Origin of the sequence: Synechocystis sp. PCC 7509, from assembly GCF_000332075.2 — a bacterium.
GTDB lineage: Bacteria > Cyanobacteriota > Cyanobacteriia > Cyanobacteriales > Chroococcidiopsidaceae > Aliterella.
This window is the reverse complement of the sequence record NZ_ALVU02000001.1, coordinates 3474646-3492113: the sequence shown is the minus strand read 5'-3', so window position 1 is coordinate 3492113 and position 17468 is coordinate 3474646. Positions and strand designations below refer to the sequence as shown.

The window sequence follows — 17468 nt, the reverse complement described above, 5'->3', positions numbered from 1 at the left end:
GTGCTAGTTGGTATCATTAGCCACATCATCAATATCTTGATTTTAAACGAGCGATCGCTATTGATATCTGACGATTTTGTCGCTGCTTTAAATAGCATTAGCAAGCTAACAGAACTTATTTGATACCAATTGCTTATACCTAAGATAATCCGACTTGCACGGATGCTTGTTATTCTCCTGTTGGGGCTGCCAATTGCTTGTATCTATGACTTTTTCCACAGATAACAGAATCTCGCACTATTAATAGCTATGTCAAGTAATTATATAGACTTGATGCTTTTTAGCAAGCTCTTTGTACTTCTCAACTTTGCATCTATCTTCAGATAGATTATTGTAATTATGTAGCTTCGGTAGATAGCGGCAGTTATTAGTCTGCTAAGGGTTTTGCCTTAAATAAATATTCAAATTCGGCAATTTTATCGCCGTTATATTCAGCTTTTTAGTATAGAAGGTACTAAGTAACGAAGTAAAAGCTTACTAAAAATCAGCCTTCAGAAAAACCTATTTTGTGATAAAAAATGCAATGTAGAAAGATTTTATGATTTAATAATAAAATTAGTTATTTGTGCAGAATAAATATATATTTAATAAATACTTATAAAAACTTAGTGTTTAAAACAGCTAGTAGAGTTAGCTATCAGCCTGAAGGAGGAGATTAAAATATACTAAGTAATTAAATGGGTAGATTTTACAAATGCAATTATTTTAATTTCTTATCTTAATTATCAAATCTGTTTTGTATTCATAAGTAACCCAGCTAAGTTTCTAAGTTATTCCAATATTGTATGATAGTAAGATCGAAGCGATCGCTAAAAGCGTCAAGCCAAGGAATTAACCTTGCAAAACAAGCTGTTCTAGCCTTTCCTACCAAAGTTGACTTAGCCGCCGATTTAGAAATGTCTCGCGCTACTTTGCAAAAGTTTTTTGCAGGAAAACCTGTAGGAAGAGAGAATTTCCATCATATTTGTCAAAAGCTACAGTTATCTTGGCAAGAAGTCGCTGATTTGAGTGAAAATCACACAACTAAATTAGCAGAAACCAGCATTAATGACGATAATATTAATGATTTAGTAGCAGAAGTAAAAGCAAAAGGATACGCGAGTATTCAGCAAAGGTGTGGCATAATGCGCGTGCTAGATATGTCCCAACCTGTTGAGTTAGATGATATTTATACCAACGTCAATGTCTTGGAAAAAATTATTGGAAGACGGCGATTGGGCGTTGCAGACCTACTTCAAGTATGCGTTGCTGATGATTTTGATCGTCCTGGATTAGGACAAATAATTCAAAGCCGAGTATCGGGATTAGAAGCTCTTAAAAATCATCCTAAACTGTTTGTTTTGGGCAAACCAGGAGCGGGAAAAACAACTTTTTTAAAATATTTAGCAGTGCAGTGTAATTCTGGCAAATTAGAAGCGGATAAAGTGCCAATTTTCATTACTCTTAAAGACTTTGCTGAAGATGAAAATTGTTTGCATTTGCTAGATTATGTGACGGAGCAATTTATTGGTTATGGGGTCAACAAAGTTGAAGCAGCAGAAGAAATACTTAGCCAAGGCAAGGGGCTAATATTATTAGATGGACTTGATGAAGTTAGAGAAATAGATTGCTATCGCGTCCTGCAAGAAGTGCATATTTTTAGCGAAAAATTTCATAATAACTACTTTGTAATTACTTGCCGCATTGCCACCCACGAATACACTTTAGAACAATTTACTGAAGTAGAAATTGCCGACTTTGACCAGGAGCAAGTAGCTAAATTTGCCCAAAATTGGTTTGCCCAAAAAGAGCCAAGTAAAACCCGTAAGTTTTTAGGGAAGCTCCATAAAAACCCGCCGATTCAAGAAATAGCAACTAATCCGCTATTGTTAACTATGCTATGTTTGATGTTTGAAGAAATAGCCGACTTCCCTGCTAATAGCTCTGAGCTTTATCAAGAAGGGTTGCATTTACTATTACGCAAATGGGATGCAAAAAGAAATATTGAGCGATCGCAAATATACAAAAAATTATCCTTACAGCATAAAGAAGACCTACTCAGTCAAATCGCTTTATTAACCTTCAAGCGAGGCGACTATTTTTTTAAACAAAATGAATTAGAGCAACATATAGCCGATTATATTTGCAATTTACCTAATGTCAGTACGGAAACTGAGGTGTTACAACTAGATAGCGAAGCTGTAGTCAAATCAATTGAAGCTCAACACGGACTATTGGTAGAAAGAGCGCGAGGAATTTACTCTTTTTCTCACTTGAGTTTTCAAGAGTATTTTGCTGCTAAAGAAATTGTTTCAAGTTCCAATCCGCAAGTTTTAGAAACAACTTTACGAGATTTAGTTAGCAACATCACAGAAAAACGTTGGCGAGAAGTTTTTTTACTAACCGTCGGAATGCTCCGCAATGCTGATTATTTGCTTTTGATGCTCAAAGATCAAATTGATGCGTTAGTTGCGGATAATAAAAAGCTACAAAATTTTATTAAGTGGATAGACAACAAATCTCATGCAGTATCTTCCAAGCATAAACTAAACAAAGTTAGAGCTTTTTATTTAGATTTGGATATTGCCAGAAAACAAAACTCTGTTGGTGGTACGCTCGACTTAGCAAGACTGATAGATAATAAGTTTACACGAGAACTTTGCCCCGACTTGGCGCTGGATTTGGCTTTAGATCGAGCTTTGACTCTTAACTATATTCTTGACTTTGCAAGTCAGCCCGTGCGAGTGTTTAAAAATGTCTTAGATAGAACTAAGCAGCGATCGCACAACGTCAATCGAGAACTAAAACAAGCTATAGTTCAGCTAGAAAAGCAAACACCATTTACGGATACCAACGAAAAGTTTAAACAATGGTGGGTAGTAAATAATCATGACTGGACAGAAGAATTAAGAGCGACTATTGTTTCTCACCGGGATTTTGGTTACAACTGGGACTTCAATCATCAAGAATGGGAAAGGCTAAAACAGTATTATGAAGCCAACAAATTGTTAGTTAGTTGTCTTGGTACTAATAGTTATATGAGTCGGTCAGTCCGGCAAACAATTGAAGATACTTTAGTATTAATAACTACGCCAGAAAATTAAGCTTTCTGCTTAGAAGTATTATCTACCATTTGCTTGATAGCTTGAAGCAATTCATGTTCGTTGTAGGGCTTAGAGAAATAAGCTGTTGCTCCTAGTTGCATGGCTAACTGGCGATCTTTAGTCCCGCTACGAGAAGTCAGCATGGCGATCGGTAATTGTTTAAATTTAGAGTTGGATTTAACCCGCCCTAAAAAGCCGTAACCATCCAAGCGAGGCATATCAACATCACAAATTACAGCTTTAATGGGCAAAGCAGTTAAGAGTTTTTCCAAAGCTTCTTGTCCATCTTGGGCTTGTTCTACGCGATAGCCAGCTTTTTCTAAAGTTAACGATAAAAAACGTCGGACATTAATAGAATCATCTACTACCAAAATGGTATCTTTTTTGTTTTCTAATTCAAAGTCAGTAACTTTTGGAGGCAAATTAGCGATCGCGCGATTACTTTTAGCAATCCATGTAAGTAAAGCCGGAACATTTACTAGCGGCGCAACTCTCCCATCGCCTAAAATCGCACAGCTACTAAAACCTGGAGGCATAGCTATTCCCGGTTCTACCTGACGAATTACAACTTCCTGTTCGCCTAAAGAACGATTTACAAGTAATCCTACCCATTCGTTATTATCTTCGACTGTTAATACTGTGGGTTCGGTGTAAAATGCCATTTGTTCAAACTGTTGACGTGGTTTTAACCATTGATCTAAACGAATTAAAGGCGCAATCAATCCTTCCCAACTAATCGCTTCCTTGCCAGCAATTTCACAAAATTGGTTGGGATTGGGTAATAGAATTTCTCTAATAGACTCCACAGGAAACGCTAACAAAATACTATTAGTTTCAACTAAAATTACTTTGGCAACCGATAATGTCAAGGGAACGCTAAGAGTAAAGGTTGTCCCCACCCCTAACTGGGTATCAACTTTGATATCGCCGCGAATTTGTCTTAAGTTGGTGCGCACAATATCCATACCTACCCCTCTACCAGACAAAGCCGTTACTTGACTTGCGGTGCTAAATCCTGGCTCGAAAATTAAACTTAAAAGTTGTTCTTCCTCGCTAGGCGGCTCGATGCCTAATTGTTGAGCATGAGCGCGAAGCAGCTCTAAATTTATGCCCCCACCATCATCTTTGACGGTAATTATCGTTTGGTTGCCAAGATAAGCCGCTTTAATTTCAATTGTCCCTACGGCTTGCTTACCCAAACCAGAGCGAATTTCTGGCTTTTCGATCCCATGATCGAAAGCATTGCGTAGCAGGTGCATCAAAGGATTATTTAATGCTTCCAAAATAGTGCGATCAATGAGAGTTTGTTCGCCGCTAACTTTGAACTCAACATTTTTGCCATATTCTGAAGCAAGTTCGCGAATAAAGCGAGGAAATCTAGCCACTAGGTCAGCAAAAGGTCGCATCCTGACTTGAGTTAAGCTAGTTTGTAACTGCTTGGCAACTCGGTTTAGTTCGCCAACACTTTGATCTGTTTCTGCCAAAGTCAAATCAATATCATTAGTAACTTCTTGCAGGCGCACAAGGTCTTGTAGCATAGTTTGAGGCAAAAAGTAATCGCTGGGCTCAAAAATATTGGCGCTGCTAATTGCTAAGTTACTATCCAAGTTTTGCATTGCCCGGACTCGCAACTTAAGTAAGCTACTCAAATCCCGGAGTCTTTCTGTATATACATTGACGCTATTACGAGCAATAGTTAGTTCGCCAAACCAATCATTGAGGCGCTCGAGTAATTTAGTTGGTACTCGTACCGTGCTGTCTAAGTAGGCTTCCGGCTCGTCGTTAGTTGCGGCTAATCCTGATAAGCTAAGGCTTACAGCCCCTTCCTCTAGCCCTACAGATGGTGCTAATTCCTCCTTTTCAACAGGAAGCTCAAAGTCTGCGAGCATAATTAGATCGAGCAATTGGGAGTCTTCTTGCCTGTATTGGTCGGTAATTAGACTTTTTGGCAGGGTATGAAGTTCGCCAACTAAGATAGTTGCTTGGGTTGTACGCCAAGCTTGCAAGGCTTGTTGAGCAATTTCTAGAGTGCGATCGCTCTTTGCTTCTAGTTGCTCCACTACAGACTGACACAAGCTCGTAAAAGCTTCTATCTGTAACATTTCCCCCAAACTACCCAATTCCTGCGCCATATTGATTACTTCTGCTTGCAATTCCATCGCTGGCAGATCGGCAATTAGTAGCGATTCTAAGCGTTGTAGATATTCTTCTACTTCCGTTTCAAAAATCAACCCCGCCATGTCTTGCCCATCTTCGGACACAATGGCTATAGTGTCGGCAATTGTTTGAGATTCACCGAGGATTTGGTGTAGTTGCTCAAAAGCTGGATTAGCAGATTCTAACCATTGCTCGTCCTTTAAGTCGCCGCGAAAATTTAATTTGACGACTTGACTTAGACAATCCACCCCAGTTAGCAATAACTTTTCTACTTCTGGATCGATTAAACTTGGCTTAATTTTTAAGATTTTAAAAAAATCTTCCAGACGATGAGCCAAACTGCTTAATGTCTGAAAGCCCATCATGGCTGCACCGCCTTTGAGAGAATGGGCGGCTCTTAATATAGCGTCAAAAAGGCGATCGCTTTTAGTGCTTGCAAGTTCTAACAGCGCCGATTCAATTTTGGCGATATGTTCTTCAGCTTCTTCTAAAAATTGATGTTTAATTTCTGCTTCTTTGTCTTGAGACATAGCATTTTTTTAGTTATATACTTTTTACTATTAAATTTATCTGCTAACTTTTATTTTTATTAATTGGTTGCGGTTTGGCAATACTTGGCAATTGGGGATTAGTTAATAAAGACTGGCAATCATTTTCTATGGCTAAACAGATATTTCCCAAAGTGTCTAAAGCCTCTTGGTATCGCTCCATATCTTGGCGATCGAGAAATATTTTAGCTGCTGTTTGTAAGTTGGCGATCGCTCCCCAATAATCGCTTTCGTTTTTGCCATTAATTTTTGCTAATTCGTATAAAATATTACCTTTTTCTACATAAGCCTCGGCTAACTTAGGATCGAGTTGCAGCGCCAAATCAAAGTCTTTAAGAGCTTTTTGGTAGCCTTGATTTAAGTCGCCGCTATTTTTTTTGGCTAGTTTTTGCTGGGTAATGCCGCGTTTGACATAAGCAAGGGCATTAGTGGGATTTTTACTAATAGCTTGATTAAAATCAGCGATCGCTGCTTTGTATTCGTCGATAGCATCAGGACTATATTCGGCGATGTCGTAGCGCACAGTTCCCCGACTAATATAAGCTTCAGCTTCATTGGGATTGAGTTTTAGAGCGTTATCAAAGTCTTTAAGGGCTATTTTGTATTCTTCATCAGGGTTGCCGCTATTTTGAGCATTTTCATACAGCGCATTTCCGCGATCGATATAAGCTTGGGCATCGTTGGGATTATGAATCAAAGCCTGATTAAAGTTTTCAATTGCTCCGTCATAATCTTCATATTTAGAAGATATTTTCCCTTGATGGTTATACTTGGAAGCAATTTTATTAACATCAGCCGTTTGATTGGAAGTCACAACTTCTGCTGGAGGAAAAAGCGTCTCGCTAATTTTGCTTGAAAGTTTAAAGTCTTTAACTATTAGTGTTAATCCAAATAACCCCACAGCCCCTACACCCACAGCGCTCAACATTGCGGCGTTAATTTTTTGTTTGTGGCGGTACTGACGAGGACTTGTGCTAAGGAGATTTTGACGGTAAAAGCTGCTAACGGGCTGACTTTTTGGTAGTACCAAGGTAGGGTTGCGCTTTTTGAGGGGTAGTAAATGCTGACCTTTTTGGACTGTTTGAGAGGAAGGGAAGGGATCTCGCCCACTCAGCTTAAAAGTTCTTTCGCACCAAGGGCAATAGCTTAAATGCTTGCCGTGACGATGGTGACTATTGACTTTACAAGTAGTTAAATCCCGTTCCGCTTCACTTAACGCACTTTGCCAAATTTGAGCCGTAGGGCGCATTTGGGGGTTGTTATGCCCTTCTTCAAAACAACGGATAAATAGCTGTTGCAATATTGGGTGCAGTAGCTCAAATTTGGGGGAAATTATGGTCGGTAAATAAGGTACGCGCCGCCGACTGTAAACAAAATGACCTTCAGCTATTCTCGTTTCATAGGGTGGCGCGTCGCCGCTACCTTGATAGATGCCTGCAAAGGGGTGTGTACCCTCCATCAACAACTGAAATATTAAAACTGCCAACCCAAATAAATCGTGTTCTGGCGCTCGATCTAGCTGGGCGAAACTCTGCCCCTGGAGTTCGGGGGGGGTAAATTCTGGTTTGCCCACAGCGCAACGGTAGATTTCGCCGTTGCGTTCGTTTCTAACTTGAAAAGAATCTGTATCTACTAATGTAATTAAAGCTGTATTACTAACTAAAATATTTGATTCATTCACATCGCCAATACAGTAACCGCGAGCGTGAAGTGCGCCAAAGGCGGCGGCAAGATTGCGTGCGGTACGATGCAAATAAAGATAGTTAAAAAAGGGACACTTTTGGCGACGGGTTTTTGGGTTATAAAAGTCCAATAGCGAGTGCATTTCTTTGACTCGCGTCATCAAAAAACCCACTACTTTTTGTTTTTCATCTATTGTCCGCAGTACGTCCACAGGCCAAGCAATAGAGATATGATCTTTACTGGCGGCGGGGTTGTCGGGTGGGTTTGCCAGCATCAACATTAATTTATTGGCATGGGCTTCGGTGGGCTTATGATAGACTTTTGCCACCAGAGTCTCATCTTGCGGCACGCTATAAACTTTTGCTTCCCCGCCATGTCCTAAGCTTGAGGTGGGGTCTATAGTAATAATTTGGGTGTCGAGTTGACGTTTCAACCTCATGGCATTAATTGACTATCGTCGCCAGTAAAAGTGTTAGATCGTCATCAGTCCGCGTGCTAATGCGTTCCGATCGCAAAAATGCTACTAATTGCTCTTGAGCGTCTCCTTCGTCGGTAACATCAGCAACAAATTGAAACATTGGGAAAAAAAAGGGTGCATGGGGTTTACCTCCACTCATTTCTAAAGCCAACATTTGCAGTCCGTCAGAGAGCATGGCAATATTAGCTACAACACCACGCCAGACGTTTACTTGAATATTCTCTAAAGCATGGGGGGAAACTAAAAAAATTGTTTCGTTGGCGTATTCTCCCCGTTGCGGTGCGGTGAGGGCGATCATGTTGCCCGTGCGATCGCACCCCACCGCTACGCCGTCACCTACTTGGACTGCGGCTATTAGGTTTGAGGTGGCAACGACAATAATTAAAGTAGTAGCTAATTCTCTAGCCGCAACTTTACAGGCGAAAGCTTCTTCTTCTACAGCTTTTTTCGCCGCTTCTAGGGCGTTACTTAGTAATAATTGCCATTTGAGATCGTTTTCATCTTCCGCACTTTTGCTGATTGCATACTGCAAGCGGATGGTTTCAACGGCGGTTTGGGAAGCTACAATTGCCCCTACTTTCCCCAAACTTGCACTCCCCGCACCATCTGCTACGGCTGCTACTAATACCCCTTCTGGCAACAACTCCCAATGATGGGCATCTTGACAATGTTGCTTTACTTTTTCATGGCTTTTTCCCAGCACGGATGCTGCTACCACTCGCCAACGATCTAAGTTTTTAACTATGGGTTCGTCTGTCTGCATGAATTTTTGATTAATATCCACTTGCATTTAGTCGCAGGGGTAGTCATGATAATTTTTAACTGACAATAGGGTTAGCTACTTTACAGATTCTAACTATACTAAGTCTCAGCGAGCCTACATTTTGCCATGCTGTTTAGGTATACAAAGAATTATTTTGAATTAATGGTTCATTTTTAGCTTACATCATTTGTTTAAGCGCCGAATAGTTGAAATTTTCTTGACGACTTTTAACTTACAGGTAAATAAGTCTCTTTTTTTACCGCCTAGATTATCTATCAGAGTCTTGATTTCAGCCATCTAAAAATTACTGTATATTTTTATACAAATATTTGGGAACGAATCCCGCCAAAATTAGCAAAGTTTCTCCTGGATGTTACAGGTTGAAAATCTTGATCTAGAATCATTTGTATAATAGATTATTCTTAGGTACTTATAGCTTTGACTAAAAGTGCTACTGCCAAACTTGAGTTGTGATGGTCGCAAATAAGTCTAATTTTATTGAGATAGTTTAACTTAACTTAAGTTTTGGGATTTCTTGAAGCTTGAAATTACTAACATTTGCTGTAAGGAATAAGTGCTAAATGACTAGCTGTGGAACATTTCAAAAATTACGCCCGCTCAGTTTGTTAACCCACTTATCAAATTCTTACGATAGCGCTCACTTAAAGGTACTTAGCAATTCAGTTGCTTGGTCGATCTATCTAGATAAAGGTAAGATAATTTACGCTTCTCATTCTGTAGAACCTTTTGATCGTCTAGATTGCCATTTACGCCGCCTAGCTCATAAAATCCCCTCCTTAAGCAGCGATACTCGCACAAAGCTAAGGTTAATGTTTGAAAATGAGTCAAGAGGAGAGCAACTAAATATAAATGACTATCAAGCTATTTGCTGGTTAATCGAACATCAGCATTTAACAAACGTGCAAGCAAAAAATTTAATTGAAGGATTGGTTAAAGAAGTTATTGAATCATTTTTATTGGTAGAAGAAGGTAGCTATGAGTTACATAGTTTTTCGGAGACAAATTCAGGTTTTTGTCAATTAGATTTGCCAAGTTTAGTTAAATATGCGGAAAAGCAATTACAAGCTTGGCAAGCTTTAGCACCGGAAATAGTTTCGCCTTATCAATGTCCTTACTTAGCTTCTTCGCCCATCAATCAAAAACTTTCTTCAGAATTACGCCAAAAATTAACCGCGATTTTAAAAGGATTTAGTTTTCATCATTTAGCAATTTTACTCAATCAAGATGAACTACGGTTAGCACAAAGTTTATACCCCTATATTAAGGCAGGAAATATATTACTACAACCTCCCTCTGCGCCCTTTGATCGGTTGCCTTTTATTCAATCGCCAAAAACCCCAGTAAATAACTATTCATTAGCTTTAAAAATACCGACTTCTAAAATTACTGTAGCAAGTTCCTTACCGCCAACATCTACTGCTCAATTACCACAAATTCCCTCACGCCCTCCTCAGAGCGTGAATGTTGTTTCCGAACCAATTAACAATCTACCAGAAGCACCAACCAACAAAAAAACTTACAAAATTGTTTGTGTAGATGATAGCCCCGCAATGTTGAAAGAAATCAGCTACTTTTTAGATGATGAAAGTTTTGCGGTTTCTACAATTAACGATCCAGTTAAGGCTTTGATGCAAATAGTTAGGCTCAAACCAGACTTGATATTACTAGACGTAAAAATGGCAGGAATAGATGGCTACGAGCTATGTCGCTTATTAAGAAATCACTCGTTTTTTAAAACCACACCAATTATTATGGTGACGGGAAATACAGGAATTATCGATAGAGTTAAAGCTAGAATTGTAGGGGCATCAGGCTATTTAACTAAACCTTTTGCTCAGTCAGACTTATTAAAAATTGTATTTAGACATCTATCGGAATAGTAGGATATTAAAAAAATTGTGAGTACAGTTTTGTTAGTGGATGATACGCGAAGTCTATTAAACTTGATAGCTGGCTATCTGCGCGATAGTGGTTACACCGTAATTATGGCAAACAATGCCAAAGATGCGTTAATTGAGGCGATAAAACAACAGCCTGATGCGATTATAACTGACGTAGTTATGCCAGGAATGAGTGGTTTTGAATTATGCCGTCAACTAAAAAGTAACCCAGCAACAGAGCAAGTACCAATTATTATTTGTAGCTCAAAGTCTGGAAAAATAGACCAATTGTGGGGCAAAAAACAAGGGGCTGATGCTTACGTAACAAAACCATTTACAAAGGAGCAATTATTAGTAGCGATTCAATCGGTGGTGGGTTAATGAATACACAAATTGCACCGCCCATTAAGCCATGCGACGATCGCTATTTAAGTTTCTACTTAAATCAACAAACCCCCGCATTATTGTTAATGGAGTATGCTCAGGAAGTAATAATTGTTCCCAAAACTCGCCTTTCCCCCATGCCAAATATGCCGGAATGCGTATTAGGATTATTAAATCGGCGCAGCAAAATACTGTGGGTAGTAAATCTAGCACAAATGTTAAATTTACCTGGAACAGAACCAATTGCTCAACAGTATCAAATTGTAATTATTCAGGTAAAACAAGTTAAGTTAGGGCTAGTTGTACAATCGGTTAAAGGTGTAACTTACTTTGCCAATCATTGCCGCCAAACACCAACAAAGTTATATACCGGGCTTGCTCCTTATGTAAGTGAATGTATTACACAAGGGGATGAAATTTTAATAGTTTTAGATGTAGAAAAAATTACTAATTCCCCTAATTTAAAAACTTAATCGCGGGGTAAAGGAAGGATATTATGAGTACAAATTTTGAGCCGGAATCAGCCGTCGAGCAACAGGTAGAAAAAAGGAATTTTCAAGAACAATTGAACAAATTGAAAGCTAGTGTACAAAAAAAAAATCGAGCCAAGTTTAGTCAGCAATTAAGTTTAAAAACTAAAGCAACAATTTCAGCAATCGCTCTAAGCGTCATCCCAATTATTGTAATTGGAGCGATCGCCACCTATGTAACTACAGAAAAAATTACCGAAAACTTACAACAGCAACAAAAAGCCAGAGTAATTGGTTTATCTAACCAAATCAATCAATTTATAGTTCAACAATACCAAGATATTAAAACTCTATCCCAACTAAGTATTTTGAACAATCCGGCAACTATAGCTGCAACTTCAACTAGAGCGAAGCAAGCAATATTGGACCGCTATATCAAAGATAATCCGATATATGACAGTATTGCTGTTATAGATTTAGAAGGAAATGTTTTATTACAGTCCGCCGGAGCGGTAATCGCCAACTATAACGAAATCAACTATTTTCAAGAAGTTTTAAGAACAAATCGCCCCGTAATTACTCCCCCAAGAAGATCGTCGGGAACTGGAGAATATTCGATATTTGTAGCCGCACCAGTAATAGATACGCGCACCGGAGAGACAATTGCCATCGTGCGATCGCGTACTCCCCTAAAATATTTTAATAATATTATTCAAGCGGAAGCTAAAGAGTTGACGCAAACCATTAATGGCTACGTACCAGAAGCATACTATGCAATTAATGACATTGGTAAAATTGTAGTTTCACCCACAGAGCATACTAACTATATCGGTAAGGATGCTAAAGAAATTTTTCCTCAAGTAGCGGCGCGATTACAAACAGTAAATAAGGTTGATAGCGTTGTTGAAAAAGATTTATTAGAGCAAGAATGGTACTTAATATCTTTTACTCCTGTAGGTAAGTTTGCTGGAGCATCTCAACTAAATTGGAGCGTACTGGTTAGTCAAGATGAAAACCAAATATTTGCTACCCGCGATGTTTCGATAGTAACTTTGACTATAGCAACAGGTGCGATCGCCCTGATGGTCGCAGCTTTCGCCGCCTGGCTAGTAAATAGAGCCTTGCGCCCAGTTATGGCAGCATCAAACGCCGTGCGTCAACTAGGAGAAGGACACTTAAATACACGCCTAGCGGTAGAAGGTGCTGATGAATTAGCCGTTTTGGGCGCTAATATCAATGGCATGGCTCAACAACTGCAAAATCTCCTTTACAAGCAAGAATCAGCCACAGAAGCAGCGCAGACTTTTACAGATATTACTTTACGCATTCGTCGCTCTTTAAACCTAGACGACATTTTAAAAACCGCCGTTCGAGAAGTACGAAAAGTCATGCACACCGAACGAGTAGTTATTTACAGCTTTAACCCCGATTTTAGCGGTACTGTGGTTGCCGAATCTGTTGTACCTGGGTGGACGCAAGCACTACAACAAACTATTGACGATCCTTGTTTTAAGGAGCATCATATAAAAAATTATAAAAATGGTCGAGTACGGGGAATTAATGATATTTACCATGCTGGACTTACCGAGTGTCATATCCAAACTTTAGAAAAATTTGAAGTTAAAGCAAACTTAGTTGCACCAATTCTTAAAGATAAAAAATTGCTTGGTTTGTTGATTGCTCATCATTGCTCAGAACCGCGCAACTGGCAAGAGTCAGAAATTAATTTATTTACCCAATTAGCGGCGCAAATCGGCTTTGCTTTAGATCAAGCAAATTTGTTAGAACAAGTGGAACAATCTCGAAAGGCTGCGGAAGTAATGTCTCTTGAGCAGCGAGAACAAAAAGAATTACTCGAAAATCAATTAGTAGACTTGCTTAGTGAAGTAGAAGGAGCAACTAGAGGCGATTTGACAGTCAGGGCGGAAGTTACCAAGGGAGAGATTGGTACAGTAGCAGATTTTTTCAATGCGATCGTTGAAAGTTTAAGAGAAATTGTCATTTCGGTAAAACACGCTACCGACAAAGTAAATATTTCTATTAATGAAAACGAAGGGGCAATTCGGCAACTGGCGGAAGAAGCTGTCAAACAAAATGTAGAAATTGTCAATACTCTTGATTCGGTGGAGCAAATGACGCTATCTATTCAATCAGTCGCAGATAGCGCCACCCTAGCGGCAGAAGTTGCCCGCGATGCTTCAACTAGCGCCCAAACTGGAGAAATAGCAATGGAGCGCACAGTATTTAGCATTATAAATTTACGCGATACGATCGCCCAAACCGCCAAGAAAGTTAAAAACCTAGGCGAAGCATCTCAGCAAATTTCTAAAGTTACAACTTTAATTAACCAAATTGCCTTGCAAACCAACGTCCTCGCCATTAATGCCAGTATTGAAGCCTCTCGTGCGGGAGAAGAAGGGAGAGGCTTTGCGGTAGTCGCTGAAGAAGTAGGGGAACTGGCAACTAAAGCCGCCGGAGCAACTAAAGAAATTGAGCAAGTGCTAGAAAATATCCAGCAGCAAACTAGCGAAGTGGTTAGAGCTATGGAACTAGGTAATATGCAAGTTAATGAAGGTACTCAGCTTGTGGCAGATACGAAGCAAAGTTTGGGAGAAATATTGCTTGTATCGCGCAAAATTGATGAATTAGTCCAAGTAATTTCTCGTTCTACAGTCTCCCAAGCAAAAACCGCTCAAGTTGTAACCCAGTTGATGAAAGGGTTGGCTATGAGTTCGGAGGAAACTGCTTCTTCTTCGCGCCAAGTATCGAAGTCTCTCAAACGAACGGTAGAAGTAGCGCAGCAGTTGCAAACTTCGGTAGGTACGTTTAAAGTGCGTAAAGATTAATGGCTAATCAAACTTTAGGACTTGGGGCGCAGCTTTACAACTACTTACTTTCTGTTTCTTTACGGGAAGCCGATATATTAGCTCAATTAAGACAAGCTACCGCCATAAGTCAACCGATGGCGCAAATGCAGATTGCCCCCGAACAAGGGCAGTTTATGGGGTTACTAATTCAGTTAATCGGCGCTAAAAAAACTTTAGATATAGGAGTGTTTACAGGCTACAGTGCGCTGGTAGTGGCGTTGGCATTGCCCCAGGGAGGCAAAGTAGTAGCTTGTGAGATGAACCAAGAGTACGCACAGTTCGCCCGTCATTGGTGGCAAAAAGCCGGGGTAATAGATAAAATTGACCTGCATATTGCCCCTGCTCAAGATACTCTGGCGTTGCTAGTAGCTAGGGGAGAAGCTAATACTTTTGATTTTGCCTTTATTGATGCTGATAAAAGTAGTTACGATACTTATTACGAACAAGCTTTGCAATTAGTTCGTCCTGGGGGGTTGATTGTGGTAGATAATGTACTGTGGTCAGGACGAGTTGCCGACACGAGTATTCAAGATCATCGCACTATAAAAATTCGCGACTTTAACCAAAAACTGCATCAAGACGGGCGCATAAATCTCAGCTTAGTGCCGATTTCTGATGGTTTGACGTTGGCTAGGAAACTTCCTTAGTGGTGCAGTGAGGACAGGAGTACGATCGCGCTACAGGATTGCCACAACTGCGACACAATTGATAATTTCCCGGCTGCAAACCGTGCTGTAATGCCACTCGTTCGTCAAATACAAAACATTCTCCTTGCCATAAACTCTCACCTTCCGGGACTTCTTCTAAATATTTGAGGATGCCGCCTTTGAGATGGTAGACTTCTGCAAAACCTTGAGATAACAGTAAGGATGATGCTTTTTCGCAGCGAATCCCCCCAGTACAAAACAAGGCTACTTTTTTATGTTTAGCTGGGTCTAGGTTTTGCTCGATATAGTTGGGAAATTGATTAAAAGAGCTAGTGTTGGGGTTTTGCGCTCCTTTGAAAGTCCCAATATCTACTTCGTAGTCGTTGCGAGTATCAATAATTGTTACTTCTGGATCTTTAATTAGGGCATTCCATTCCGTCGGACTTACATAAGTACCAACTTGCTGAAGTGGATCTATTTCTGGTAATCCCAAAGTAACAATTTCTCGCTTTAGGCGCACTTTCATCCGCTCGAAAGGCGGAGATTGAGCAAAGGACAATTTGTATTCCAAGTCAGCTAAACGCAAGTCAGAACGCAAAAAACAGATAACTGCATTAATACTGTTTTCGGAAATACTAGCAACAGTGCCATTAATCCCCTCTGCTGCCAAAAGGATTGAGCCTTTGACTTCTTGGTTTTGACAATAAGCTAGGAGTTGTTGTTGCTTGGTGGCAAAGTCTGGTAGATGTACAAATTTATAAAAAGAGGCAACAATGTAAGTCATTTCTGGGCGCAAATTGAGATGTTTTTGCGAGTAGGCGATCGCAGATTGATTAAAAGATCGCTATCAACTATAATACAATTTGTCCTAGGGGGGTTTAGCTCAGTTGGTAGAGCGCCTGCTTTGCAAGCAGGATGTCAGCGGTTCGAGTCCGCTAACCTCCATTATTTAGTTTTTTTACTCAATAATTCCTAATGTGCTATGAAAGCGGGTGAGACAGGAAAGTAGTTGCACTAGAACAATCCTTATACCTTCAGCAACGCCAAAATAATAGCAAATCAACTTAGGGGGAAAACTAGCGATCGCTTTTTGCGTCTTACGACTGACGACACAATGTAGTAGATCACCTAAGTTCTATTAATAACTATCGGAAAATTATTAAAATTTTATAAAATATTCTATGAAAACCTCTGAAGTAACTGCTATTGAAGCACCTGCCAAGTTACCTCATCCACCTCGCCGCCGTTATTTTAAATGGGTGGGTATACCTCTAGCTATCCTGCTATTAGGCGGTAGTAGTTTGGCGTTGGGGAAATGGTGGAGTGCCAAAAATGCCGCCCCAGCAGAAGCGCCACCAGTCATTTCGGTAAAACTACAAACTATAGAACCAACGCAAGTAGAGGCAAGTTCGGAATTTGTGGGGACGCTAGAAGCGCAAAAACGTGTTTCTTTGCAGCCGCAGATTCAAGGACGGATTGAGCGCGTGTTTGTTAGTAGTGGCGATCGCGTTGCTCAAGGTACGCCCGTTGTCTCTCTTAGTCTTGACCAAACTCAAGCAGAAGTAGCAAGTGCGACCGCCGCCGCCAATTCATCTAGATCGGCGATTGGCACGGCGCAAGCACAACTTCAAGCTGTAGCCGCCGAGCAAGTTAGAGCCGCCGCCGATGTGCGGCTACAACAATTGCAGTTTGATCGCACAGAAAAGCTGGTAGTAGCGGGCGCACAGGCGCGGCAAGAATTAGACCTAGCGCGCAATAGATTAGAGACGGCAAACGCCACCTTGCAAGCTGCCCAAAAACAAGTCAACGCCTCCAGAGCGCTTGTTAATGAAGCAACGGCGAACTTTCAAGAGTCGGAAGCAAATATTGCTTCAGCTAGAGTCAATCTTGGCTACAAAATAGTTGCCGCTCCGATTTCTGGAATAATTGGAGACTTTTCAATTAAAGCTGGAGATTACGTCACCATAGGTCAAACTTTGACGACCGTAATTCAAAATAACTTGCTGGATATGCGAATTTCCGTTCCTGCCAACAATGCCCCACAGTTGCGCCAGGGATTGCCCGTAGAATTACTAGATGCCAACAACAGCAAGCGGCTGACAACAGGTAGTATTAGCTTTGTTTCTCCACAGGTGGCGACTAATGCCCAATCAATATTAACCAAGGCGCAGTTTGCCAATACTAATGGCAGTTTGCGAGATGGGCAATCTGTACGGGCAAGAATTATTTGGAGCAATAGTTCAGGAATTTTGATTCCGACTACGGCAATTAATCGTATTGGTGGGCAAAGCTTTGTATTTGTTGCCCAAACAGATAAGTCACGCCCACAAAAAGTAGTGCGTCAGCAACCTGTAACCCTAGGAGAGGTGCAGGGAAGTAGCTATCAGGTGATAAAAGGACTCAATACTGGCGATCGCATCGCCGTTTCCAATATTATCAAGCTGCGCGATGGTGTGGCAATTCAACCAGAATCATAGGCAGGTTTAT

At 40.4% G+C, this 17468-nt stretch carries 11 protein-coding genes and 1 tRNA gene; 8 read left to right on the top strand and 4 right to left on the bottom strand.

The genetic code is table 11. The annotated features are described in order from the left end of the window. Positions 1-785: 785 nt before the first annotated feature. The gene (locus SYN7509_RS0217450; RefSeq protein WP_009633415.1) at positions 786-3083 is read left to right on the top strand and encodes an NACHT domain-containing protein; all 2298 of its coding nucleotides are present in this window, start codon (positions 786-788) and stop codon (positions 3081-3083) included. On the opposite strand, the gene SYN7509_RS0217445 is transcribed toward SYN7509_RS0217450, so the two are convergent. From SYN7509_RS0217445 to SYN7509_RS0217435, 3 genes are read right to left on the bottom strand one after another with little or no spacing between them, the layout of a single operon-like run. Then, positions 3080-5770: a hybrid sensor histidine kinase/response regulator gene (locus tag SYN7509_RS0217445; RefSeq protein ID WP_009633414.1), complete on the bottom strand. Its 2691-nt coding sequence runs from the start codon at positions 5768-5770 to the stop codon at positions 3080-3082. The two genes, SYN7509_RS0217450 and SYN7509_RS0217445, sit on opposite strands and share 4 nt — an antisense overlap. A gap of 43 nt (positions 5771-5813) precedes the next feature. Further along, complete coding sequence (locus tag SYN7509_RS0217440) at positions 5814-7910, bottom strand: tetratricopeptide repeat protein (RefSeq protein ID WP_009633413.1); 2097 nt, start codon at positions 7908-7910, stop codon at positions 5814-5816. A 4-nt stretch (positions 7911-7914) separates the two neighbouring features. Next, positions 7915-8739, bottom strand: coding sequence for a PP2C family serine/threonine-protein phosphatase (locus SYN7509_RS0217435; RefSeq protein WP_009633412.1), 825 nt, complete (start codon positions 8737-8739; stop codon positions 7915-7917). Positions 8740-9293: 554 nt separating this feature from the next. Between SYN7509_RS0217435 and SYN7509_RS0217430 the strand changes: the two genes are divergently transcribed. From SYN7509_RS0217430 to SYN7509_RS0217410, 5 genes are read left to right on the top strand one after another with little or no spacing between them, the layout of a single operon-like run. Beyond that, positions 9294-10613, top strand: coding sequence for a response regulator (locus SYN7509_RS0217430; protein WP_009633411.1), 1320 nt, complete (start codon positions 9294-9296; stop codon positions 10611-10613). Between the two features lie 18 nt (positions 10614-10631). Beyond that, positions 10632-10994: a response regulator transcription factor gene (locus SYN7509_RS0217425; protein ID WP_009633410.1), complete on the top strand. Its 363-nt coding sequence runs from the start codon at positions 10632-10634 to the stop codon at positions 10992-10994. Continuing rightward, complete coding sequence (locus SYN7509_RS0217420; RefSeq protein ID WP_009633409.1) at positions 10994-11470, top strand: chemotaxis protein CheW; 477 nt, start codon at positions 10994-10996, stop codon at positions 11468-11470. The genes SYN7509_RS0217425 and SYN7509_RS0217420 overlap by 1 nt, the downstream gene beginning before the upstream one ends. A 23-nt stretch (positions 11471-11493) precedes the next feature. Further along, a complete protein-coding gene (locus tag SYN7509_RS0217415) occupies positions 11494-14313 on the top strand; it encodes a methyl-accepting chemotaxis protein (RefSeq protein WP_009633408.1) in 2820 nt (939 codons plus the stop codon). Continuing rightward, on the top strand, positions 14313-14981 hold the full coding sequence (locus SYN7509_RS0217410) for a class I SAM-dependent methyltransferase (protein WP_009633407.1): 669 nt from the start codon (positions 14313-14315) through the stop codon (positions 14979-14981). Before SYN7509_RS0217415 ends, SYN7509_RS0217410 begins: the two co-directional genes overlap by 1 nt. On the opposite strand, the gene SYN7509_RS26270 is transcribed toward SYN7509_RS0217410, so the two are convergent. Then, positions 14965-15765 carry an oxygen-dependent tRNA uridine(34) hydroxylase TrhO gene (locus SYN7509_RS26270; protein ID WP_009633406.1) on the bottom strand — a complete coding sequence of 267 codons (801 nt, stop codon included), beginning with the start codon at positions 15763-15765 and terminating at the stop codon, positions 14965-14967. The genes SYN7509_RS0217410 and SYN7509_RS26270 overlap by 17 nt on opposite strands. Before the next feature lie 88 nt (positions 15766-15853). Here SYN7509_RS26270 and SYN7509_RS0217400 point away from each other — a divergent pair. After that, positions 15854-15926 (top strand) — tRNA-Ala (locus tag SYN7509_RS0217400). A gap of 236 nt (positions 15927-16162) precedes the next feature. Next, positions 16163-17458, top strand: coding sequence for an efflux RND transporter periplasmic adaptor subunit (locus SYN7509_RS0217395; RefSeq protein WP_009633405.1), 1296 nt, complete (start codon positions 16163-16165; stop codon positions 17456-17458). Positions 17459-17468 lie beyond the last annotated feature (10 nt).